Origin of the sequence: Streptomyces sp. NPDC005775, from assembly GCF_042871565.1 — a bacterium.
GTDB lineage: Bacteria > Actinomycetota > Actinomycetes > Streptomycetales > Streptomycetaceae > Streptomyces.
Genome location: NZ_JBIAIU010000004.1, coordinates 32,356 through 53,352, shown reverse-complemented (window position 1 = coordinate 53,352; position 20,997 = coordinate 32,356). Strand labels below are relative to the sequence as shown.

General features: G+C 69.0%; 20 protein-coding genes. 6 read left to right on the top strand and 14 right to left on the bottom strand.

Going from position 1 to position 20,997, the window contains the following annotated elements; genetic code table 11:
• Positions 1-21 precede the first annotated feature (21 nt).
• On the bottom strand, positions 22-2,283 hold the full coding sequence (locus tag ACFYPA_RS10795) for an ATP-dependent RecD-like DNA helicase (protein WP_389131138.1): 2,262 nt from the start codon (positions 2,281-2,283) through the stop codon (positions 22-24).
• Between the two features lie 186 nt (positions 2,284-2,469).
• Between ACFYPA_RS10795 and ACFYPA_RS10790 the strand changes: the two genes are divergently transcribed.
• Positions 2,470-2,991 (top strand): hypothetical protein, encoded by a 522-nt coding sequence (locus ACFYPA_RS10790; protein ID WP_389131136.1) that lies wholly within the window; start codon positions 2,470-2,472, stop codon positions 2,989-2,991.
• A gap of 121 nt (positions 2,992-3,112) precedes the next feature.
• On the opposite strand, the gene ACFYPA_RS10785 is transcribed toward ACFYPA_RS10790, so the two are convergent.
• Positions 3,113-3,325 carry a DUF2945 domain-containing protein gene (locus tag ACFYPA_RS10785; RefSeq protein ID WP_359320484.1) on the bottom strand — a complete coding sequence of 71 codons (213 nt, stop codon included), beginning with the start codon at positions 3,323-3,325 and terminating at the stop codon, positions 3,113-3,115.
• A 147-nt stretch (positions 3,326-3,472) separates the two neighbouring features.
• On the opposite strand from ACFYPA_RS10785, the gene ACFYPA_RS10780 reads away from it, so the two are divergent.
• Positions 3,473-4,009: a DUF488 family protein gene (locus tag ACFYPA_RS10780; protein WP_389131133.1), complete on the top strand. Its 537-nt coding sequence runs from the start codon at positions 3,473-3,475 to the stop codon at positions 4,007-4,009.
• 36 nt (positions 4,010-4,045) lie between these two features.
• On the opposite strand, the gene ACFYPA_RS10775 is transcribed toward ACFYPA_RS10780, so the two are convergent.
• Positions 4,046-4,702, bottom strand: a complete 657-nt coding sequence (locus ACFYPA_RS10775) for an NAD(P)H-binding protein (protein ID WP_359320479.1) — start codon at positions 4,700-4,702, stop codon at positions 4,046-4,048.
• A gap of 125 nt (positions 4,703-4,827) precedes the next feature.
• Here ACFYPA_RS10775 and ACFYPA_RS10770 point away from each other — a divergent pair, with 125 nt between their 5' ends.
• Positions 4,828-5,184 carry a winged helix-turn-helix transcriptional regulator gene (locus ACFYPA_RS10770; RefSeq protein ID WP_389131703.1) on the top strand — a complete coding sequence of 119 codons (357 nt, stop codon included), beginning with the start codon at positions 4,828-4,830 and terminating at the stop codon, positions 5,182-5,184.
• 32 nt (positions 5,185-5,216) lie between these two features.
• On the opposite strand, the gene ACFYPA_RS10765 is transcribed toward ACFYPA_RS10770, so the two are convergent.
• A complete protein-coding gene (locus tag ACFYPA_RS10765; protein WP_359320477.1) occupies positions 5,217-5,615 on the bottom strand; it encodes a VOC family protein in 399 nt (132 codons plus the stop codon).
• Between the two features lie 401 nt (positions 5,616-6,016).
• Here ACFYPA_RS10765 and ACFYPA_RS10760 point away from each other — a divergent pair, with 401 nt between their 5' ends.
• On the top strand, positions 6,017-7,060 hold the full coding sequence (locus ACFYPA_RS10760) for a MarR family transcriptional regulator (RefSeq protein WP_389131130.1): 1,044 nt from the start codon (positions 6,017-6,019) through the stop codon (positions 7,058-7,060).
• Between the two features lie 14 nt (positions 7,061-7,074).
• On the opposite strand, the gene ACFYPA_RS10755 is transcribed toward ACFYPA_RS10760, so the two are convergent.
• From ACFYPA_RS10755 to ACFYPA_RS10745, 3 genes are all read right to left on the bottom strand, one after another.
• Positions 7,075-7,728, bottom strand: coding sequence for a hypothetical protein (locus tag ACFYPA_RS10755; protein WP_389131128.1), 654 nt, complete (start codon positions 7,726-7,728; stop codon positions 7,075-7,077).
• Between the two features lie 93 nt (positions 7,729-7,821).
• Positions 7,822-8,178 carry a hypothetical protein gene (locus tag ACFYPA_RS10750; RefSeq protein ID WP_389131125.1) on the bottom strand — a complete coding sequence of 119 codons (357 nt, stop codon included), beginning with the start codon at positions 8,176-8,178 and terminating at the stop codon, positions 7,822-7,824.
• Complete coding sequence (locus tag ACFYPA_RS10745; RefSeq protein WP_389131122.1) at positions 8,175-8,528, bottom strand: hypothetical protein; 354 nt, start codon at positions 8,526-8,528, stop codon at positions 8,175-8,177. Before ACFYPA_RS10745 ends, ACFYPA_RS10750 begins: the two co-directional genes overlap by 4 nt.
• Before the next feature lie 180 nt (positions 8,529-8,708).
• On the opposite strand from ACFYPA_RS10745, the gene ACFYPA_RS10740 reads away from it, so the two are divergent.
• Complete coding sequence (locus ACFYPA_RS10740) at positions 8,709-9,548, top strand: Scr1 family TA system antitoxin-like transcriptional regulator (protein ID WP_389131120.1); 840 nt, start codon at positions 8,709-8,711, stop codon at positions 9,546-9,548.
• Positions 9,520-9,744, top strand: coding sequence for a DUF397 domain-containing protein (locus ACFYPA_RS10735; RefSeq protein ID WP_389131117.1), 225 nt, complete (start codon positions 9,520-9,522; stop codon positions 9,742-9,744). The genes ACFYPA_RS10740 and ACFYPA_RS10735 overlap by 29 nt, the downstream gene beginning before the upstream one ends.
• Positions 9,745-9,800: 56 nt before the next feature.
• Here the strand turns inward: ACFYPA_RS10735 and ACFYPA_RS10730 are convergent, their stop codons facing one another.
• From ACFYPA_RS10730 to ACFYPA_RS10700, 7 genes are all read right to left on the bottom strand, one after another.
• The gene (locus tag ACFYPA_RS10730) at positions 9,801-10,556 is read right to left on the bottom strand and encodes an HNH endonuclease (RefSeq protein ID WP_389131115.1); all 756 of its coding nucleotides are present in this window, start codon (positions 10,554-10,556) and stop codon (positions 9,801-9,803) included.
• Positions 10,553-11,947, bottom strand: a complete 1,395-nt coding sequence (locus ACFYPA_RS10725; protein WP_389131112.1) for an AAA family ATPase — start codon at positions 11,945-11,947, stop codon at positions 10,553-10,555. Before ACFYPA_RS10725 ends, ACFYPA_RS10730 begins: the two co-directional genes overlap by 4 nt.
• 33 nt (positions 11,948-11,980) lie before the next feature.
• Positions 11,981-13,525 carry an N-6 DNA methylase gene (locus ACFYPA_RS10720; RefSeq protein ID WP_389131701.1) on the bottom strand — a complete coding sequence of 515 codons (1,545 nt, stop codon included), beginning with the start codon at positions 13,523-13,525 and terminating at the stop codon, positions 11,981-11,983.
• Positions 13,526-13,599: 74 nt separating this feature from the next.
• A complete protein-coding gene (locus ACFYPA_RS10715) occupies positions 13,600-15,141 on the bottom strand; it encodes a restriction endonuclease subunit S (RefSeq protein WP_389131699.1) in 1,542 nt (513 codons plus the stop codon).
• 5 nt (positions 15,142-15,146) lie between these two features.
• Positions 15,147-18,728, bottom strand: coding sequence for a DEAD/DEAH box helicase family protein (locus ACFYPA_RS10710; RefSeq protein ID WP_389131110.1), 3,582 nt, complete (start codon positions 18,726-18,728; stop codon positions 15,147-15,149).
• A 279-nt stretch (positions 18,729-19,007) separates the two neighbouring features.
• Positions 19,008-19,835: a sugar phosphate isomerase/epimerase family protein gene (locus ACFYPA_RS10705; RefSeq protein ID WP_359320447.1), complete on the bottom strand. Its 828-nt coding sequence runs from the start codon at positions 19,833-19,835 to the stop codon at positions 19,008-19,010.
• Complete coding sequence (locus ACFYPA_RS10700) at positions 19,832-20,977, bottom strand: dihydrodipicolinate synthase family protein (RefSeq protein WP_359320445.1); 1,146 nt, start codon at positions 20,975-20,977, stop codon at positions 19,832-19,834. Before ACFYPA_RS10700 ends, ACFYPA_RS10705 begins: the two co-directional genes overlap by 4 nt.
• Positions 20,978-20,997: the final 20 nt, after the last annotated feature.

The window sequence follows — 20,997 nt, the reverse complement described above, 5'->3', positions numbered from 1 at the left end:
CCCCCGGTTGCCGGACCCTCCTCAGGAGGATCCTCCTTCCGCGCCTCCTCGCAGCCGGTAATTTAGCGCCGTACAGCGTCTGCCTGCGGAAACCGTGCGGACCGCCTGCCCGATCGCCTGCCGTGAGCCGACGAGCACGACGAGCTTCTTCGCCCTCGTCACGGCCGTGTACAGAAGGTTCCGCTGGAGCATCATCCAGGCGCTCTTCGTCACGGGGATGACGACGGCCGGATACTCGCTGCCCTGGGAGCGATGGATCGTCATGGCGTACGCGTGGGACAGCTCGTCGAGCTCGTCGAAGTCGTAACTGATCTCCTCGTCCTCGTCCGTCAGCACGCTCAGCTTCTGTTCGTCCGGGTCGAGAGCGGTGACGACACCGACGGTCCCGTTGAAGACGCCGTTCTCGCCCTTGTCGTAGTTGTTGCGGATCTGGGTGACCTTGTCGCCGACACGGAAGACCCGGCCGCCGAACCGCTTCTCGGGCAGATCGGGGCGGGCCGGGGTGATGGCCTGCTGGAGCAGCCCGTTGAGATGACCGGCCCCGGCCGGCCCGCGGTGCATCGGGGCGAGCACCTGCACGTCCCGGCGCGGGTTCAGCCCGAATTTGGCCGGGATACGGCGGGCCGCGACGTCCACCGCGAGCACCCCCGCGTCCTCCGTCTCGTCCTCCACGAAGAGGAAGAAGTCGCTGAGCCCCTGGGTGACGGGTGGCAGTCCGGAGTTGATGCGGTGGGCGTTGGTGACGACGCCGGACTGCTGGGCCTGCCGGAAGATGGTGGTCAGCCGGACCGCAGGGACGGGGCTGCCACCCGCGAGCAGATCCCGCAGCACCTCCCCCGCGCCGACCGAGGGCAGCTGGTCCACATCGCCGACGAGCAGGAGATGGGCCCCGGGCGCCACGGCCTTGACGAGCTTGTTGGCGAGCAGCAGGTCGAGCATGGACGCCTCGTCGACGACGACGAGATCGGCGTCGAGCGGCCGGTCCCGGTCGTAGGCCGCGTCGCCGCCCGGCTTGAGTTCGAGCAGCCGGTGCACGGTGGAGGCCTCGGCCCCGGTCAGCTCGGAGAGCCGCTTGGCCGCCCGCCCGGTCGGTGCGGCCAGCACCACTTTCGCCTTCTTCGCCCGGGCCAGCTCCACGATCGACCGGACGGTGAACGACTTGCCGCAGCCCGGCCCCCCGGTCAGCACGGCCACCTTCCGGCTGAGCGCGAGCCGCACGGCGGCCTCCTGCTCGGGCGCCAGCGTCGCCCCCGTACGCCCCGCGAGCCACTTCAGCGCCGCGTCCCAGTCCACGTCGCCGAAGGCCGGCATCCGCTCCTCCGGCGTCCGCAGCAGCCGCCGCACCTGCGAGGCGAGGGAGATCTCGGCCCGGTGGAACGGCACCAGGTAGACGGCCGTGATTGGCTCACCGCCCTCGGGCGACGGCACCTTCTCCCGTACGACCCCCTCCGGCTCCGCGGCGAGCTCGGCCAGGCACTCGATGACGAGCCCCGTGTCGACCTGGAGGAGCTTGACCGCGTCCGCGATGAGCCGCTCCTCGGGCAGGAAGCAGTGCCCCTGATCGCTGGACTGCGACAACGCGTACTGCAGCCCGGCCTTGACCCGCTCCGGGCTGTCGTGCGGAATCCCGACGGCCTGGGCGATCCGGTCCGCGGTGAGGAAGCCGATGCCCCAGACGTCCGCGGCCAGCCGGTAGGGCTGGTTCTTCACGACGGAGATCGAGGCGTCCTCGTACTTCTTGTAGATGCGGACGGCGATGGAGGTCGAGACACCGACGCTCTGAAGGAAGACCATGACCTCCTTGATCGCCTTCTGCTCCTCCCACGCGGCGGCGATCATCTTCGTCCGCTTCGGGCCGAGCCCGGGGACCTCGACGAGGCGCTTCGGCTGCTGCTCGATGATGTCGAGGGTGTCCACGCCGAAGTGGGTGGTGATCCGGTCGGCCATGACGGGACCGATGCCCTTGATCAGCCCGGAGCCGAGGTAGCGGCGGATGCCCTGGATCGTGGCCGGGAGGATCGTCGTGTAGTTCTCGACGGTGAACTGCTTGCCGTACTGCGCGTGGGAACTCCAGCGCCCCTCCATCCGCAACGATTCACCGGGCTGCGCCCCGAGCAGCGACCCGACGACGGTGAGCAGGTCGTTGCTCCCCCGGCCGGTGTCGACGCGCGCGACCGTGTACCCGTTCTCCTCGTTGGCGTACGTGATCCGCTCGAGGACACCAGTTACTTCGCAAACACCTTCATGGCTGCCCCGCTTGGCGTCAGCTCCGCTACTGGGCACCGCCCCACCTGCTCATCCGGAATCCGCTGTCTGTCTCGGGGGAGGCTATCGCCCGCCACCGACAGAGCGGACCTGCCCGTGTTCCGCGAGGTGGGGCGTTCCGGCGCGTGGTTGCGCGCGGCGCGGAGTGTGTAACGGCTTGGACTCGTGGCCCCTGGCACGTCTGGGCCCCGGCATGCTCAGGCCATGGGAGGACGCGATGGGGTGGGCGGCGGGGCGGTCAGGGGGTGTCTGTTCAACGGTTGTCTGGCCGTGCTCGTGCTGCTTCTTGTGTGCTTCATCGGGCTGTGGGTCTGGGCGGCCACGGCGGAAGGCCGCGCCGAGGGAAAGGCCCGCGCAGATGTGCGGAGTGCCGCTGACGCTCGGCAGGAGCGGCTCGTCGGGGCAGCGGCCGATGGTGTGCTGGACGACGGCGAGATCGCTCGGGTCTTCCCCCGGGGAAAACCGGCTCTGGGCCTGGTCGGCGTCGAGCGGCAGGGCCCTGATATCAGGGTGACGGCAGAGCTGCTGGGCGTCGGGCCGGGGGTCTTCCTCACCAGCGAGACATTCGTGACGGGGTGCTTCACCTTCGAGGTCGCGCTGGGCGGCAGGTCGGAGCCTGCGGTCGCCGTCAGGGAACTGGCCGTGGAAAACCAGCCTCAGTCGGCATGTACAGCGGCTGGGATGCCGTCTCCCAGCGCCCACCCGAGCGATAACTCCCCATCGTGACCCAGGTCGCGTTTGCTCGGATAGGTGGGATCCGCTCGAGTACGCCTTCTCGGCCGTGGCCATCCGACCCGAGGGAGCGCCGGGGCCGCCCGGGTGGCTCTGCCGTGTGAGCGGCTGCCGATCAGGAGATCTTCGTCAGCGTTTCGCCCTTGTGCATCGCGACGTGGTCGGTCTTGTCGCTCTTGATCTCGTACTGCGGACGGTCGGGGCTGCAATGCCGCGTACGGCCCTTGAACTCCACGTCCTCGGTGTGGACCTGGGTGATCCGGCCCTTCACATGGCCTGCTTCGGAGTTCCAGCGCACATGGTCCCCGGTCGCGAAGTCGCTGGTCATCGGTTCGCCTTCCGTCACGACGGTGTTCCCCGCCTCCTCCAGTGTCCCGCTCAGGACATGCTTCGCATGGTGTGGCGGCTCTGCGCCACGGCCGGTGCAGTATGTCCGGGGGCAGGGTCGGCCGACGCTTCCGGCGAGGAGGACGCGATGCGCGAGATCTGGACGGTCGGGCACTGGACGTGCCCGGAGGAGACCTTCATCGGCCGGCTCGACGACCAGGGCATCGACGTGCTGGCCGATGTCCGGGCCCAGCCCGGCTCGCGCCGGAGCCCGCAGTTCTCCCAGGACGTGATGCCCGAGTGGCTGGAGCGGGCGGGCATCGACTACGTGTACCTGGCCGAGCTCGGCGGACGACGGCGCAAGCAGGACGTGGACCCGCTCGTGAACGCGGGCTGGCACAACGCGAGCTTCAAGAACTACGCCGACTACTCGCTGCTCCCGGAGTACGAGGGCGGTATCACCCGTCTGACGTCCCTCGCGGACCGCGGCCGGGTCGCCGTCATGTGCGGTGAGCCGATGCCGTGGCGCTGCCACCGGCTGCTGATCGCGAACACGCTCACCGCACGCGACTGGACGGTCCTGCACATCATGGGCGACGGCCAGCCACGGCCGCACGAGCTGGGCGTTTGGGGCGCGACCCCCCGGATCGGCACGCGGGGCGAGGTGACGTACCCGGCACAGTAGGCCCCGCCGGGGCCCGCCGGCTGCCGGGGCCACCGGTCAGGCGGCCACCGCTGTGAGCGAGCGATGGTGCTTCGGGGTCTCGATCTCGTCGATCAGGACGACCGCCAAGTCCGCGTAGGAGAAGGCGGATACGCCGCCGACCGCCGGCAGCACCTGATGGTTCCCGGTCCGGTACCGACCGGCCCTCGGGCCCTCGTCGTCCAGGGCGACGGGCGGCGGGGCGACGACCAGCCAGTCGATGTCCGTCTCGGCGGCGCGCAGCACGTCGAGTTCCGCCGTGTGCCCGAGGGAGAAGGCCCGAGCCTCCTCGGGAAAGCCGGGGGCGTCGTGGACGGCCACGCCGGGCGCGGTCTCCAGGACGGATCCGATGCCGATGAGCACCAGCCGGCCGACGCCCGCCCGGCCCAGCCCGTCGAGCAAGGCGTGGGTCGCGCTCACATAGAAGTCCCGGGCCGGCACGTCCATCCGGCCTGCGGCGTTGATCGCCGCGTCGTGCCCCGCCGCCGTCTCCGCGACACTGTCCGCCCGGGTGACGTCGCCGGCGACGACGCTCACGCCGTCGCCGGCCGGCCCCTTGTACGCGGCCACGTCCCGCACGACCGCGGTGACCCGGTGCCCGCGTGCCACGGCCTCGGCGACCGCACGCCGGCCGGCACGTCCACCGGCTCCGAACACGATGATCCTGCTGCTCATGGGCTTCCCCTCGCCAAGGCCCGCGGACCGCCGGCCGACGCAGCGGACGCTAGCCCCGCACCCCATGGTTTCCGCAACGATAGTTACGTACGCTCGCCAGGGTGAGCCAACCACTTGATCCCGAAATGTTCACGGGCTGCTCCCACGCCACCTCGCCGCTTCGCCTCGGCGGCAAATGGACCGCGAAGATCATCAGGTGCCTGGAGGACGGCCCCCGCCGCTTCTCCGAACTGGAGGTCCCGCTGCGCGGCATCACGCCGAAGGTGCTCACCGAGACGCTGCGGTCGATGGAGCGCGACGGCCTCGTCACCCGTACCGTCGGCGGCGGAACCCCACCGCGGGTCGACTACGAACTCAGTGGACTCGGGCGGACGCTGCTCGACCCGATGGCGGCCTGCTGCGCCTGGGCGGCGGCGCATCTGCCGGAGTTGCAGGGTGCGCGGGAGGCGTACGAGGGGCCGGCACACCGTTCCGCGTCATGAGCGACTGCCCGCGGGAAGGTGTGCCGGGCCTGTCATGGCGTCGGCTTGCTGCCACCGCTGGGTGCACGGCTCAGGTCCACCACGCAGAAGATGTTGTCGTCGGGGTCCGCGAGAACGACGAAGTCGGGATCGGGCGGGTAGTGGTCCCAGTCGACGGTTCGCGCGCCGAGACCGACCAGGCGCTGGACCTCCGCCTGTTGTTCCTCGGCCGTGTCCGTGAAGAGGTCCAGGTGGATACGGGGGTGCGGCTCGGCCGGGGAGGCGCTGCGCAACAGGCCGAGGGCGCGGCCGGACCCGTCGGGGTAGATGAGCGTCCGCCACGTCTCGGTCTTCCACTCCTCGGCGGCGACCAGGTGCAACGCCGCGGTCCAGAAGGCCACGGCACGGGGGACGTCGGTGACGCCGATGACGGGAATTCCTAGTCTCAGCATGATCGCGAGCCTAGTTGCCCCGTACTGACCCTTGATACGAGAGTGGTCGGCCGCGACCGCCGCCGGAGCTCGGAGCTCTCCAGCGTCGAACACAGTGCGGTCCCGCTCACTCTTTCGTGGGTACGCGAAGGAGTCCGGGCCCGACGCTTGAGCTCCGGGATTCGAGGGTCGAGATGCAGGCTTCGGGATTCGAGCAGTGCAGTTATCCGGAAGGAAAAGAAGGGGTTGGGGTAAACCCTCCCCACCTCCCTGACCCGTAACGGTCAGCAAGTGTGACTATTCGTGACCAGGTTGCGGCGCGCTGTCACGGCTGCATACGTTGCCCTCAACAAATCGACCCCGACGCGGTGTTGTTCGCACCGGCCGGGGCCTCACCCCAAGATCGAACGGAACTCGACCCCGTGGCTACCGAGAACCTTAGCCCTGCCCTGCGCGCACCCGCAGCTTCGCGCCCGTACGCCAAAGCCAACCCCAGCTACGGCAAGCGCACGGTCTCCGAGCAACGTCCCGCCGGCGCCGCTGACTTCGCACTACTGCCGGAACGCGAGCGCTACATCGCCGGGTACGTCGACCGACTCCCCGACGGAAGCGCCATGGACGTCAAGTCGCTGGCCAAGGCGCTCCCCCTGCACGGACAGATGGCCGTCGGCAGCGCGCTCCGGGCCCTCAGCGCAGCCGGTCACCTGCGGCGCGTACGGTGCCAGGTCGTCGACGCGGACAGCCAGAGCCGCTGGGTCACCCGCACCTTCTGGTCCCGTACCGCACGCGACAGCGAGTGGTGGAACGCCTTCGCCCAGGCCGGGGCCGCCCCGCTGCCCCGGTCCGCTGCGCCATCGAATGAGCCCGCGGCTGAAGAGGTCCGGACAGGTCAAGCCGAGCCGGTGCGGCCACCCGAGCGCCCGCAGCCCGCTCCCGCTCCTGCCCCGCCTGCCACACCCCTCGTGCCCCAGCAGCGGTCCGTGACCGAGGGGAGCCCTGCCGCGCCCTCGCCCGCGTACCTCGCCCTGGCCGAACTCGGCCGCAGGGAGCCCCGGCTGTCCCTGTCGGCCGCTGACTGCACGGTGCTCGAAGAGCTGGCTTCCGCATGGCTGGACCGGGGCGTGAACACGGACTACCTCACCCAGGCCCTCACCGCTGGACTCCCCGCACAGGTCGACTCCCCCGTCGGCTTCGTACGCCGACGACTCATCGACAAGATCCCGCCCGCGCTGCCGGTCACGGCCTCACATCGAGTACCGAACGGCCCGGTCCGCCGCGTCATGATGGAGTGCACCGAATGCGGTGCGCCCGGCCGGCCCGAAGCCCTCCCCGACGGCCTCTGCCGCGCCTGCCGGACGCCTGCCCAGGTCACCGGCGACGCCCCGGAGACCATCGCCGAGGCGCCCGCCGAACGCGACATCAACGCACTGGTCGGCAACCTCCGCAATCTGATGCGGACACCCTGACCTCGCCCCCGGGTCTACTCGTCGAGTACGTGCGCCACGGCAAGGGCGATGCGGTCGATCCAGTTGATCGCATCCGTCACGTCGGGCTCGGAGATGGGGCTCCGCTGCTTGAGGTCCCCGGCCACCAGATCCGCGTCGTGCGCGATCTTGTTGCGGCGGGTGGTGATGCTCATGAACTGCGTCTTCAGCGTCTTGTCCGTGTACGCGGTCCGGCCACCCAGCCAGGTGTTGATCTGCGTGGCCGCGCCCTGCCAGACGTTCTTCTCGGTGACGAGCCTCAGCACATCGGAGATGGCGCGCGGATTCTGGAGTGAGGCGTTGCCCCACCTGTCCTTGACGTGCTCGACGACCACATCGGCCAGCGTGACATCGCCCCGCTGCACGGCCTCGACCCGGTGCAGCGGGATCTCGTAGTTGCGGAGCTGGAGTGGCATCTCCGGGCTGTCCTTGGCGGCCAGCTCGGCAACCCGGCGGAAGAGTTCCTCGTGGAACCAGTGATCGATGGCCGCCACGGCCTGCACCCACGCGGCACGGTAGAAGTCGTCGACATCGACCGTCCCCGGCTGGAACGGAGCCAGATACCGTCCCGCGTCCACCATCTTGCGGGCGTAGGCGAGGTTCGTCGTGAACGCCTCGAACTGGCTGGTGTTCGGCCTGGGAATGGCCATCTGTCGAGCCCCCGTACTGTCACGTGTTCGCCGAGCTGAGCTGCGTGAACAGGTTTCGTGACAGCCAGGGGGCTCGTCAAGCGCTTGACCGACTCAGCGGTTGCCAATGTCCGGTTCTTGGCGCTGCGGCCGGTTTCCGTCCGCACGATCGACCCCAGCCACGCGGAGCCGCGCGCCCCGGCTCTCCGCGACGCGCTTGACCTCCCGCAACGACTCGGTCAACCGACTGGCGAGGAAGTGGACTTCTGCTCCCGTGACCTTCCGGTCCGCCAGAAGGCCGGCGGCATGGCCGAGCAGGTCTCCCGCCATGCCGAGCTGGATGCTCTCGATGTCGTCCGCCATGCGTGACACGTAGCCGTTGCCGTCCCCGAGGACGTAGCACGGCTTGCCCTCCGGCCCGGTCCACGGCAACAGCCTGACCGCGCGCGCATCCTGCCCCTCGCCGTTCACGCGGCGACCTCGACTCCGTGGATGTGACGGGGGCCTGCGTCCACTCCGTGCACGGCGAGCCAGAGCGTGCGGCGGCGGGCGCGTTGACGCCGCTCCTCGGCGGCTACCCTCGCCGCCTCGATCGCCAACTGCCGCTCGTGCGCGACAAGGTACGGGCGGACAAGCGGACTGTCCTCGCCGCGCGGGGGCCGCTCGCCCGTGCGGTAGGTGGTCGGCCCGGCTACGTAGTCGCAGGAGTACGGGTACGTGTACGGGTCGGCGGCGCCCCACTCCTGCTGGTGTCGCCGACTGGAACCGGTGATCAGGAACCGCAGGAGCGGTTCGAGGAGTCGGGCGATAGCTTGCTTCACGTCAGCCTGCTTTCTCAGGGTGGCCACGCCCCCGGGCCGTTCATGGCGGTCGCGGGGGTTTCTGCAGCGCACGTCCGCTGCTTTCTGTAGCGAACTCATCACAGGGTGGGGTCGCGGATCGCTACGCTGCCAGGGGGTCGGGGATGACAGCGCGTCCGTCAAGACGGGGAGTTGGACCAGATGGGGACGAAGCGAAGGCCGCGTACACCTCGGGAGAAGTACGGCGAGGAGCTGAAGTTACGGCGTATCGCGGCGGGGCTGACGCAGGAGGCCCTTGGCGAGATGGTGGTCTGCTCGCCTACGCTGATCAGCCATTGGGAAGCAGGGCGGCGGCTCCCGAAGCCGGATGACGCCCGGCGGATCGATGTCGCACTCGGCACCGACGGCTTCTTCGCCCGGTGGTTGGAAGATCTGGACTCAAAGTTCGCCCAGTTCTTCACACCGGTAGCCGAGTTGGAGAGCGAAGCCACGGAAGTACGCCTATACGGCCTGTCTCTCATCCCCGGCCTTCTCCAGACGGGCGCATACGCTCGCGCCGTGTTCCAGGCGTATCGCCCCAACTACCGGGCGGACGAGCTTGACAATCTCATTGTCAACCGCATGGATCGCGGCAAAGTGCTCAGCGGGTCAAAGGCGCCCATCGCCTGGGCGCTTCTCGATGAGGCATCGCTTCGACGACGCATCGGCGGCCCACAGGTCATGGCGGAGCAACTGCGCAAGGTCGCAGACCTGGCGGAATCCGGGCGCCTACGGCTGCACGTGCTGCCTTTCGCGACAGGAGCACATGCCCTTCTGGAGAGTGCGCTCTATCTGCTGGACTTCGCTGACGCGGCTCCGCTCGCATACGTCGAGGGGCTTCGAACAGGAAATCTGATGGATGATCCGACCTTGGTGGCTGCCTGCCAAGCCTCCTACACTCTCGCCCTGAGCGAGGCGGCCTCCCAACGCAATTCGGTGGGCCTCGTCAGGGCCATCGCAGAGGAGCACGAACATGCACAGCTTGCACCACACCGTCCCTGATGCCGGGGCGCTGACCGGTTGGATCAAGTCCAGCCACAGCGGAGGGTCCAACGGCGATTGCCTGGAGGTCGCCACCGGCTACACCGCCATCCCCGTCCGCGACAGCAAGGCCCCCACCGGCCCCGCCGTCGTCTTCTCCCACGCCGGATGGTCGTCGTTCGTCGAGGCGGTCAAGGACGGCCGGCTCAGCGCCTGATCGCATCCGGTGTCCCGGCGGACCGGCTTTCCTTACAGCCTGTTCGCCGGGCGGTGTTACGCACGGGACAGGAACGCGGCACGCAACTCCTGGTCCCGCAGAAGCCCGAGGGTTTCTTCCTCGCCGTCGAAGAGCAGACCGGCGGCCGGGTGGCCGGACTGATGGAACATTGCGACCAAGACATCCGCGAGCGGCCGGTTCCAGGCGATCCGAACCACCTCCGCCGCCTTGTCGTACTGGCCCCGATCTGTGGCAATGCGCCACAACTCGACCGACTGCTTGGCGGTGCCGTAAGCGGTTCGGCGCCCGTCGACAAGGACACCGCGTGAGTTGAGTCCGAACACGTCTATGCACGCCTCGCCCTGAGGCGTGAGCGCCTTGTACGTGCACAGCGGCAGGACCAGCCGAAGGTGGGCGAGAGGGTCCTCAAGCGTGGGATCGAGTAACAGCGGGCTGCCGTCCTCAGCACGCGGGAATCTGCTCCGCTTCTGGTTGCTGTTGCAGTACGCGCAGGCCAGTAAGTGGTTGAGCCACTCGAAGGTGCGCACCGGAGCGAGGGTCTTCGGCTCGAAGTGGTCGATGTCCGTGCCCTGGCTGTCACCGCAGTACATGCAGCGCTGATGGCCGGGTGCCATGTCCGCGAGAACGGTGAGGAGGCCGTCGCGGACGCGCCGTCGCACGGTGGAGTGCGACCACAGGCGTGCCGCCGTGTCCTTCCGGTCCACCTCGGAAGTCTGCTCCACTTCCCGCGTGTACACCTTCAGCTGCGCCGCCGTGTCCACGGGCAGGGCGGCGCGTTCCAGGCGGATCACTCCGTCCCGTTCCTCTCGCCATCCTCGATCTTTTCGGCGATGCGGTGGAGGTGGGCGGACACCTCATGGACGCGCGCCGCCGGGGAACTGGAGAGCAAGCCCTTCAGTTCCTTGTACCGCGTGACCGTTTCCGGCGACACGTCCCCCTCGTACACCTTGGACTCCAGCACCACGAACTCGGCGCGGGCTTGTTCAGCCTGCTCGGAGTACGGGGTGTCCAGACCGAAGAGCTCGGAGAGCACCGCGTCGTCTCCGCTGCCGTAGACGACCCTCTCGTACAGGTCCTCCGATACGACCTCGGGGCCCGCGTCTTCCGCCGACCCCGGCAGACGGATCAGCCCACCGGGGTCGGCGGCCTGGCAGATGTACGGGCTGTGAGTGGTGACGATGAACTGGATATTGGGGAAGTGCGAGGTAAGCCAGGGGCCGATGCGGCGCTGCCAGGACACGTGGAGGTGCGCGTCGATTTCGTCGATGATCACGACACCGGGGACGTGGAGTGGAGGGGGCCGGTCCTCGTCCGCACTGAACACCTCATCACCGAAGGAGTCGTGGATCTGCTTCAACAGGTCTACGACCAGCGCGGCCACCGTACGAAAACCGTCGCTCATCTCCCGCAGCGGGAACCGATGACCGTCACGCGTGACCCACAGCCCCTCGGAGTCGACGTCCTCCACCCGATAGCCGTCAGGGAGCAGTCCATCGCCAAGGACGGAAAGAGCCGCCCTCTTGAGTCCCGCGGCACCTTCTCGGCCTTCGAGTGCGCGTAGGTGCTGCTCGATCAGCCAGGCAACACCTTCGGCCAGGGAGGCGTCCTCGTGGAAAAGGCTCGCCTGCCGCGCCACCGGGCCCGAGGCCAGCATCAGCCGCTGCACCTCGCCCGAGCCCCCGGCCATACGACGGAACGGCCCATAGGCGGCACAGAACCAGCCCACCGGGTTGTCGGCCCAGGGGCCGCGCTGGGCGGGAGTGGCGCTCGCGGTGTTGGGGTTCGCCCTGATCCCTTCCAGCGCCGGCTGGGCACCCTTGCGACTGCCCCCGCCGTCGGCCGGTGCCGTCCACCGCAAGCCCGCCCAGAAGTTGGTCGTGGTGCGTCCGGACGCGGTGAACTTGTCGAAAGCCTGGTCCCTGACGATCTTCGCGTGCGCTACGCCGACGGTCTCGCCGCGCGACATCCAGTTCTCGAACCCCTGGACCAGCCCACGCGTCGCCACGGGCCCGCTGAGGGCCAGCGCCAGCGCGCGGAGCAGCGTCGTCTTCCCTGAACCGTTGCGTCCGGCGAGCACGGTCCATCCGGCGTGTGAGCCGTCCGGGCGGGTGAGCCTGAGATCCACGGTGCGAGGACCGTGGAAGGACTTGATGTTGTCGACGATCACGCGAGAGACGTACATGGGTGACGGTTCCGTCCGGTGTGGGAGGGGCGGCTATTCCGGTTCCGCGTCGGCCGGGACCTCGCCGCCCAGCGCCTCGGCGATCGCCGCGAACTCGCTGAGCGCCGCCTGAAGGTCCTGGACAATCTCGGCGGCGATCACCTCGGGGGGCAGGAGGCTGTCCGCGTCCTCAAGAGCCGGGTCCTTCATCCAGGTCAGGTCGAGGTTGACCTTGTCGCGCTTGACCAGTTCGTCGTACGTGTACGCCTTGAACCGGCCCGTCTCCTCGGCGGAGGTGTCCACGCGGTCGGCCGGCTTCTCGCCGTACGCCTGGACGAAGTCCTCCAGGTCGGTCCGGGTCAGCGGTCGCTGCTTGAGGGTGAAGTGCTTGGCGGTGCGGAGGTCGTAGACCCAGACCATGGTGGTGTGCGGCTTGCCGTCGGCGCGCGGGGTCTTCTTGTCGAAGAAGAGGACGTTGGCCTTGACGCCGCCCGCGTAGAAGATGCCGGTGGGCAGGCGCAGGATCGTGTGCAGGTCGAACTCGTCGAGCAGGCGTCGGCGGATCTTCTCACCCGCGCCGCCCTCGAAGAGGACGTTGTCGGGGAGGACGACGGCCGCCCGGCCGTCGATGGCCGTCAGCGACATGATGTGCTGGAGGAAGTTGAGCTGCTTGTTGGTGGTGGTGGCGCGGAAGTCGTCGCGGTCGTAGGAGATGTCCTCCTTCTCCGCCTTGCCCTCCGAACCGATGACCGTGATCGCGGACTTCTTGCCGAAGGGCGGGTTCGCGAGGACGAGCGAGGCGTGCTTGCCGCCCGGCTTGGTGGCGAGCGCGTCGCCGACGTCGATGAGGCTCTTGCCCTCACTGCTGCCGATGCCGTGCAGCAGAAGGTTCATCGCGGCGAGGCGGGCGGTGCCGGGGACGAGTTCGTTGCCCCAGATCTTGCCCTCACCGAGCGCGAGGCGCTCCTCGCGGGTGAGGTCTTGCATGTGGTGCTTGCGGATGTACGAGTGGGCGGCGATCAGAAAGCCACCGGTTCCGCAGGCGGGGTCGGTGATGGTGTCCTCGGGGCGGGGCCGCATCACCTCGACGATCGCGTCGATGAGCGGGCGGGGCGTGAAGTACTGGCCGGCACCGGTCTTGGTGTCCTCCGCGCCCTTGGCCAGCAGCCCCTCGTACGCGTCGCCCTTCAGGTCCGCGTCCCCGACCGTCCAGTCCTGCTTGCCGATGAGGTCGACGACGAGCTTTTCGAGGAGGGCGGGCTCGGTGATGCGGTTCTGCGCCTTGGTGAAGATGGTCCCGAGGGTGGTACCGGGGCGAGTGCCGAGGGCGTCGAGGACGTTGCGGTAGTGGAGTTCGAGCGCCTGGCCCTTCTTGCTGGCGAGGGACTTCCAGTCGTACGCGGTCGGCACGATCGCGGCGGCGTCCGCCTCGGAGAAGGGGTCCTCGGCGATCTCGTCGACCATCTTGAGGAAGAGGAGGTACGAGAGCTGCTCGACGTACTCGATGGTGGAGAGGCCGTTGTCGCGGAGGACGTTGCAGTAGTTCCAGAGCTTGGCGACGAGGCTGTTGGTCTGGGCTGCGGCCTGCGGGGCCAGCACGATGTTGTCTTCGACGGGGGCGGGGCGGGGGCCGCTCTGGTCGGGAGTGGTGGCGGGGGTCGGCGCGGGCGCGGTCACAGGTCGAACTCCTGCTGTACGGCGTGGGTGGGTGCGGGGGTGGGGCTGGGCGCCGGGGCGGGCTCGGGCGCTGCCGGGGCTTTCGGCTTGCGGGGCGCGGTAGCGGTGCGGCGGGGGCGCTTGGCCTTGGGCTGGGCGGCGCGGTCGGCCTGGATGCGAGCGAGGAGGGCGGTGGCGGGCTCGTCGGTGGGGTCCTGGGGGACGAGGGCGCCGGTGAAGGCACGGTCCAGGACACTTTGCCGAAGGTGTCCCACCCGCTTCAACGATTGCGCGACCAGCGCACCAGCCCGAGCCACCAAGTCGTTCCACTCCTCGGCGTTGCGCACGATCCGCGTCTGTTCGCTGCTTGGCGGGAGCATAATAGGGAACGAGGATAGCTTCGTTCCGTTGACGTTAGCCTGACCAACTTGCTGCGAGACAACAGAGTTGATGTATCGACGGCCTTCCACGCTGTTGATACAGAGCGCCACCCAGTCCGGATCGACCCCCGGCCAGGTGCGGCACCGGATGAGATAGGAAGCAAACGTCGCCGGACCGTTCACGGCGCGATAGACAGCCGCTTTCCCGACCAGCTCCGCACTATTGGTGCGATTGAACAGAATGTCCCCGTCATTCAGCAAGAGCTTATCAATGCCATCCTGTCCTCTCGAGAGGTACTTCAGATTACCCCAGTCGAGGCGACCGTTCTGAATATTCCCCATACGCAGAACAGGCACGTCACCGCCGGACGGCTCGGAATGCGCTTTGGCCGACGTCCCGTATTCAATCAGGGAACACAAATCGCCCAGGGGCCGCACCGACCAATGAGTCGGCGGCGAGACACTGCCGCTCAAGGGGTGGAAGGCTGGGCTCTTGCGCCTCTTCATCGAAGAGGCGCCTTCGCTCAGACCTGCAATGTCCGCGAGTAGGGAATCAGCCGAGTCATCCGACTCCTCGGGACCTGCCAGATTCCCGCTCTGCGCTCGCTCGACCACGGAACGCGACAGAATCCGCGACCGTGTCCGAGCATGACCCATGAGGCCGACAGCCGCATCCAGGCGAGAGAGGTGGCCTTCGAGGGCCTCTACGATGCGGTGTTGCTCCGCAAGGGGCGGGATAGGTACGGGCCACGCCTTGAGAACTGTCTGACTGATGTTCTGCTGGGCACCCCCTTTACCCGCCCGAAGCAGTTCGGCCCGCTGCGAACGGAGGTACCAGAAGAGGAACTTGCGGTCTATCACGCGGTCATCGGGAGCCGCGTACGCGATCGCCTGATTCGTTGTGACACTGCACTCCGCGATCCCGAGCTTCCCGATCGAACCGTACATAGCAATCAGGACCGCCCCTGCGGGCACCCATTTGGCCGAACTATTGGCAATTCCGGCTTCCGTGAGGGTCGAAGCTGTCTCCCTCAGCGGCCCATCCGAAAGGTCACCGATGACGGCCCACGGAATTCCTCCACCGTAGTAGGCCGACGTCCCTGCCTTCGGCGTCCCCCCGCTTCCCCAAGCAGCAACCTGGTCGAGGGTAGAGATCGCCCACCCCGCCGGAAGTTCCATCTCGCTCAAGCCAGTTCCCGATTCAGTTCAGTCAGCAGTTCCAGCGCCGGCTCTTTCCCACCGAACGCCATCATGAAGCCGCGCCCCTTGCCGCGCTCCGTGAACGGTTCGTGGGCGAGTTCCGCCGGCTCTATGCCGACATCGCTGGCGACGACGTTCCGAATCCGTTCCAGCCACCACAGCTGCTCGTCCGTGAACTCGACGCCCGCCTGTCGCTGCCGTAGCAGCCAGCCCTCGAAGCGCTCCTCGACCACCGTACGGTACGGGCGCAGCTCGCTGTCCGCGCCGAGCTCGTAGCGGATCAGGCTGATCAGGTCAGGGATTCCGGCCTCACGCCCCGGGCGGGCCGCCGCCTGGTTCAGGTCCTCGTGGAAGCCCCAGAGGACCTTGGGCGTCCAGGACCGTCGGGAGGCCCGGATCGTGGCGGCCAGTTCCTGGAGCGCGGCACGGGCTTCGCTCGGCGAGGCCGGGGTTCCGCTACCCAGGGCGACCTGGATCGCCGCGTTGCGGTCGCGCTGCTTCTTGAGCAGGTCGCCCCACTCCTCCAGGTTCTCGCGGGCGCGCTCCTCGCGCGGGACCTCCTCCACATCCGTCACCGTGACGGCCGTCGTCTCGTCGTACGTCAGGTCCTTGTCGCGGCGGATCTCCAGGATCTGGCGGCGCAGCTCCGGGTTGCCGGTGAGGACGGCCACCGCGTCCTCGACCAGCTTGCGGGCCGCTCCCGGGCCGCCATGCCGCCTCGCCGCGTCCTGCGCGTCCACGTCCACCGCGTCGACGATCCCGCGGGCGATCTCGGAGAGCGTCGCCCCGCCCGCCGTGTTGGCCAGGAGGTCGCGCTCCTCGTCCTTGAGCTGCTGGCTCAGGCGGGACAGGCGTCGCTGGAGGACCTCCGCCTCCTCCGCGCTGATCGACTTCGTGCCCGTCTTGTCGAGCAGCTTGGCCAGCGACACCTGTGCGCCCGTCGCCGGGATCATGGGGCGGGCGTCGACCAGCGGGGAGGTGGTGACACCTGCCGCGTCGATCAGGACGAAGCGGTCCTTCGTCACGTCGTCGTCGGCGTCCGGGGTGACCTCGCGGAGCTCCGTCGCGTCGATGGTGCGGGCACCCCGCCCTTTCATCTGCTCGAAGAGAACCGCGCTGCGCACCGACCGCAGGAAGATCACGCATTCCAGGGCCCGGACGTCCGTACCGGTGGCGATCATGTCGACTGTGACAGCGACCCGCATCCGGGGTGAGTTGCGGAGGTCGTTGATCAGCTCGTCGGGGTTGTCGCCGTTCTGACGGCTCTTGTACGTGATCTTCTTTGCGAAGTCGTCCCCACGGCCGAAGACCTCCTTGACCTGCTTGAGCACGTCCTCCGCGTGGTCCTCGCCGACCGCGAAGATGAGCGTCTTGGGCAGGTCCTTGCGACCGGGGAACCAGCGCTGCCAGTTGTTCCTGTACGTCGTGAGTACGGCTCGGATCTCGTCGACGGTGATCACCGAGCGGCCGATCTGGCCGGTGGTGTACGTGAGGTCGTCGTCGAGTTCCACGTACCGCTGGGCCCTGGTCTTGCGGTCCTTGATCCGGACCGTCGTGCCGGCCTCGATCTTCGCACCGCCCTGCTCCCGGAGGTCCGTGTTGACACGGACGATGTCGAAGTCGACGTTGACCCCGTCGGCGACGGCCTGCTCGTACGTGTACTCGGAGACGGTGTTCTGGTCGAAGAAGCCCCGGGTCTGTGCGGTCGGGGTGGCGGTGAGGCCGACCAGGTGGGCGTCGAAGTAGTCCAGGACACCCCGCCACAGGCCGTAGATCGAGCGGTGGCACTCGTCCACGACGATCAGGTCGAAGGACTCCGGAGGCACGTCGGGCTGGTACTCGACCTCGATGGGGCTGTCGGTCGCGTAGTTCATCTCGGGGTCGTCCGCCGTGGCATCGACGGGCGGCGCGTCCTGGTTCGCGTCCGTGGCGTCGTCGCGGGCGTCGTCGTCCGTCAGCTGCTCGCCCTTGAGCAGGGAGTACATCTTCTGGATCGTGCAGATGACGACCGACGAGGTGTCCTGGAGGCCCGCCGCGCCCAGTCGGTCGACGTTGTAGAGGTCGGCGAACTTCCGGCCGTCGTCGGGGGTCGTGTAGTTGCGGAACTCCGACAGTGCCTGGCGGCCGAGGTTGTTGCGGTCGACGAGGAAGAGGACCCGGCGGGCGCCGGTGTGGCGCAGCAGGCGGTACGTCTCGGTGACGGCCGTGAAGGTCTTTCCCGCACCGGTCGCCATGTGGATCAGAGCACGCGGTTTGTCCTGGGCGAGGGACTGCTCCAGGCCGCTGATGGCGTCGATCTGCGCCAGCCGCAGACCGTACGGCTCCAGCTTCGGCATCCGGCGCAGGCCGGCCCGGAAGGTCGGCGCCCTGCGGTCCTCCGCGCGCTCCATCCACGCGGCGACGGTCTCGGGGCGGTGGAAGGAGAACACCTCGCGGGACCGGGGCTCGGGGTCGAGGCGGTTGACGAAGTAGGTCTCGGTCCCGGTCGTGGCGTACCGGAAGGCGAAGGGCTCGGACTCCCGCCAGACGGCGAGACTGTACTCCTTCAGCACGCCCTTGGCATAGCGCTCGTTCTGGGCCAGGGCGCTGGAGAGGTGGTCCCCCTCGCGCTTGGCCTCGATGACACCGACGATCTTGCCGTCCACGTACAGCACGTAGTCCGCGCGTCCGGTCGCCAGGGTGAACTCCCGTACAGCGACGCCGCGTCCGGCGAGGGGGTTCAGGTCGGCACGGTCCTGGACCTGCCAGCCCGCGTCGGCGAGCATCGCGTCGATCCTGGTACGGGCCTGGACCTCGTTGAGCGGGGCCGGGCGCTGCGCGCGGTGCACGATGGCCTGGCGGGCGGCGACGTCCACCCGGCGCGGCTGCTTGCGGGCGGTCTCGTACTGGGCCTGCTGCGCGGACCGCAGGCTGAGGATCTCGGCTTCCATGTCCACGAGCCGGGCGGCGAGCGCCGCCTTGGCCTGCTGAGCGCTGACCATCAGCGCTTCGGCCTCGGAACGGGCCCGGCGCTCGGCTTCGAGGCGGCCGGTGGACTCGCTCAGCTTGACCCGGGACTGGGCCAGTGCGTCGCGGTGACCGTCGAGCGCCTGGCGCAGCTCGGCGACCTCGGCCGGGTCCGTGAGTACCGGCATGGCGGGCGGCACGAAGGCGGTGACCGTGCGCTTGCCGGTCAGGGCGCGGTGGTAGAAGACGCCGAGCTCGTAGCAGAGCCGCACGGCCTCAAGGGCCCGAGTGGTGTCGAAGAGGTGGGCGTGGGCGGCCTCGTTGCGGTCGCGGCGGAGCCGGTCGAAGGCGTCGTGCACGGCCGGGGTGAGTGCGCCGATGTCAGTGAGCGCTCGCAGCCGGTCGATCTGGCGGGTGCCCGCCACCCGGATGCCCGTACGCGTGACGAGGTCCTCGGCCAGGACCTCGCCGAACTGGCCGGCCTGGACCTGGGCGGCGTTCGGATTGCTGAAGACGTTGAGTTCGGCCTGGGCGCCGTACAGGGCGAGTAGTGCCTGGTGTTGATACAGCACCCCGAAGTTCGGTGATGCCTTGGCCAGGTCCCGAAGTCTGTCGTCCACGCTGTTCCCACCCCGCTGGTACGCGCCGTCAAGATGATCGAGCTTACGAGGAGTGAAGTGGGCCGGGCCATGGTTCAGCCATCTTGTTCGACTGGACAGCGAAACGGGGCCCGGTCTTCTGACCGGACCCCTCTCGCTCTCCCCCTGTCAGGGCCTCCCGATCCCCCCGGACCCCTCCCCGGAAGCTCCTGACTACAGATACGACACGGCAGGGCACGGAAGGGTTGCACGCCGGGGCGATCTTTTTGCCCGGAGGCGGGGACGGCCCGATGTACGGGTTCAGCAGGCGTGCTCCGCGTACCGGGCCGCGACCTCCGCCAGCGCCTCCGCGCCGTCGCGTGCCCACAGGTCCTCGTTGAAGATCTCCACCTCGATGGGGCCGTCGAAGCCGGTGGCCTCCACCGCCGTGCGGAAGGCGCGGAAGTCCACGCTGCCGTCACCGAGTTGGCCGCGGCCCAGCAGGACGCCCGCCGGGAGCGGGGTGATCCAGTCGGCGAGCTGGAAGGAGTGGATCCGGCCTGCCGCGCCCGCACGGGCGATCTGGGCGGGTGCCTGGTCGTCCCACCAGAGGTGGTACGTGTCGACGACCACGCCCACCTGGTCGGCCGGGAAGCGTTCCGCGATGTCCAGGGCCTGGGACAGGGTGGAGACCACGCAGCGGTCCGAGGCGAACATCGGGTGCAGCGGTTCGATGGCCAGGCGTACGCCGCGTTCGGCCGCGTACGGGGCCAGTTCGGCCAGGGCGTCGGCGATGCGCTCGCGGGCGCCGTACAGGTCCTTGCTGCCCTCCGGGAGGCCGCCCGAGACCAGGACCAGGGTGTCCGTGGACAGGCCCGCCGCCTCGTCGAGTGCCGCGCGGTTGTCGTCCAGGGCGCGGGCCCGCTCGGCCGGGTCGAGGGCGGTGAAGAAGCCGCCCCGGCAGAGGCTCGTGACGGACAGGCCCGCGTCGGAGAGGAGACGGGCCGTCGCCTCCACGCCGTACTCCTGTACCGGGGCCCGCCACAGGCCGACCTTGTCGATGCCCGCCTTCACGCAGCCCTCGGCGAGTTCGGGCAGCGACCACTGCTTGATGGTCTCCTGGTTGATGGAGAGACGGCCGTCGCTCATCGGGGGCCTCCGTTGACCGTGAGGAGCGCGCGCATCCGGGACTCGGCCAGGCCCGGGTCGGGGAACAGGCCGAGGCGGTCGGCGAGTTCGTACGCCTTGGACAGGTGCGGCAGGGAGCGGGCCGACTGCAGTCCGCCCACCATCGTGAAGTGGTCCTGGTGACCGGCCAGCCAGGCGAGGAACACGACACCCGTCTTGTAGTAGCGGGTCGGAGCCTGGAAGAGGTGGCGGGACAACTCGACCGTGGGGTCCAGGAGTTCGCGGAACCCCTTGGTGTCCCCCGTGTCCAGGACCCGTACCGCGTGCGCCGCCAGCGGGCCGAGCGGGTCGAAGATGCCGAGCAGGGCGTGGCTGAAGCCGCGGTCGTCGCCGGCGATCAGTTCGGGGTAGTTGAAGTCGTCCCCCGTGTAGCAGCGGACACCGGAGGGCAGCCGGCGGCGGACGTCGATCTCGCGCTCCGCGTCGAGGAGGGACATCTTGATGCCGTCGACCTTGTCGGGGTGTTCGGCGATGACCTGGAGGAAGGTGTCGGTGGCCGCGTCCAGGTCGGTGGAGCCCCAGTAGCCGTCCAGTGCCGGGTCGAACATCGGGCCCAGCCAGTGCAGGACGACCGGTTCGGTGGCCTGGCGCAGGAGGTGCGCGTACGTCTCCAGGTAGTCCTGCGGGCTCTTCGCCGCGGCGGCGAGGGCGCGCGAGGCCATCAGGATGGCCTGGGCGCCGCTCTCCTCGACGAGGGCGAGCTGCTCCTCGTACGCGGAACGCACCTCGGCGAGCGTGGCCGGGCCGGCGGGGAGCTGGTCGGTGCCGACGCCGCAGGCGATGCGTCCGTCGACGGACTTGGCCTCGGCGGCCGAGCGGCGGATCAGCTCGGCGGCTCCTGCCCAGTCCAGGCCCATGCCGCGCTGGGCGGTGTCCATGGCCTCGGCGACGCCCAGACCGTGCGACCAGAGGTGGCGGCGGAAGGCGAGGGTGGAGTCCCAGTCGACGGCGGCCGGTGCGTCGGGGCTGACGTCGGCGTACGGGTCGGCCACCACATGGGCGGCGGAGAAGACCGTGCGGGAGGCCAGGGGCGCTCCGCCCGCTGGGAGGTCGAGCGGGGCGGTGCGGGGCTCGTACGGGCCCTGCGGGAGGTGAATGGTCACGGTGACAACTCCGGTGATCC

Excerpts from the sequence above, each read along its gene's own strand:
- ACFYPA_RS10790 (WP_389131136.1), top strand. The coding sequence starts at position 2,470 with ATGGGAGGACGCGATGGGGTGGGCGGCGGGGCGGTCAGGGGGTGTCTG.
- ACFYPA_RS10785 (WP_359320484.1), bottom strand. The coding sequence starts at position 3,325 with ATGACCAGCGACTTCGCGACCGGGGACCATGTGCGCTGGAACTCCGAA.
- ACFYPA_RS10780 (WP_389131133.1), top strand. The coding sequence starts at position 3,473 with ATGCGCGAGATCTGGACGGTCGGGCACTGGACGTGCCCGGAGGAGACC.
- ACFYPA_RS10775 (WP_359320479.1), bottom strand. The coding sequence starts at position 4,702 with ATGAGCAGCAGGATCATCGTGTTCGGAGCCGGTGGACGTGCCGGCCGG.
- ACFYPA_RS10770 (WP_389131703.1), top strand. The coding sequence starts at position 4,828 with ATGTTCACGGGCTGCTCCCACGCCACCTCGCCGCTTCGCCTCGGCGGC.
- ACFYPA_RS10765 (WP_359320477.1), bottom strand. The coding sequence starts at position 5,615 with ATGCTGAGACTAGGAATTCCCGTCATCGGCGTCACCGACGTCCCCCGT.
- ACFYPA_RS10755 (WP_389131128.1), bottom strand. The coding sequence starts at position 7,728 with ATGGCCATTCCCAGGCCGAACACCAGCCAGTTCGAGGCGTTCACGACG.
- ACFYPA_RS10740 (WP_389131120.1), top strand. The coding sequence starts at position 8,709 with ATGGGGACGAAGCGAAGGCCGCGTACACCTCGGGAGAAGTACGGCGAG.
- ACFYPA_RS10735 (WP_389131117.1), top strand. The coding sequence starts at position 9,520 with ATGCACAGCTTGCACCACACCGTCCCTGATGCCGGGGCGCTGACCGGT.
- ACFYPA_RS10725 (WP_389131112.1), bottom strand. The coding sequence starts at position 11,947 with ATGTACGTCTCTCGCGTGATCGTCGACAACATCAAGTCCTTCCACGGT.
- ACFYPA_RS10715 (WP_389131699.1), bottom strand. The coding sequence starts at position 15,141 with ATGGAACTTCCGGCGGGGTGGGCGATCTCTACCCTCGACCAGGTTGCT.
- ACFYPA_RS10705 (WP_359320447.1), bottom strand. The coding sequence starts at position 19,835 with ATGAGCGACGGCCGTCTCTCCATCAACCAGGAGACCATCAAGCAGTGG.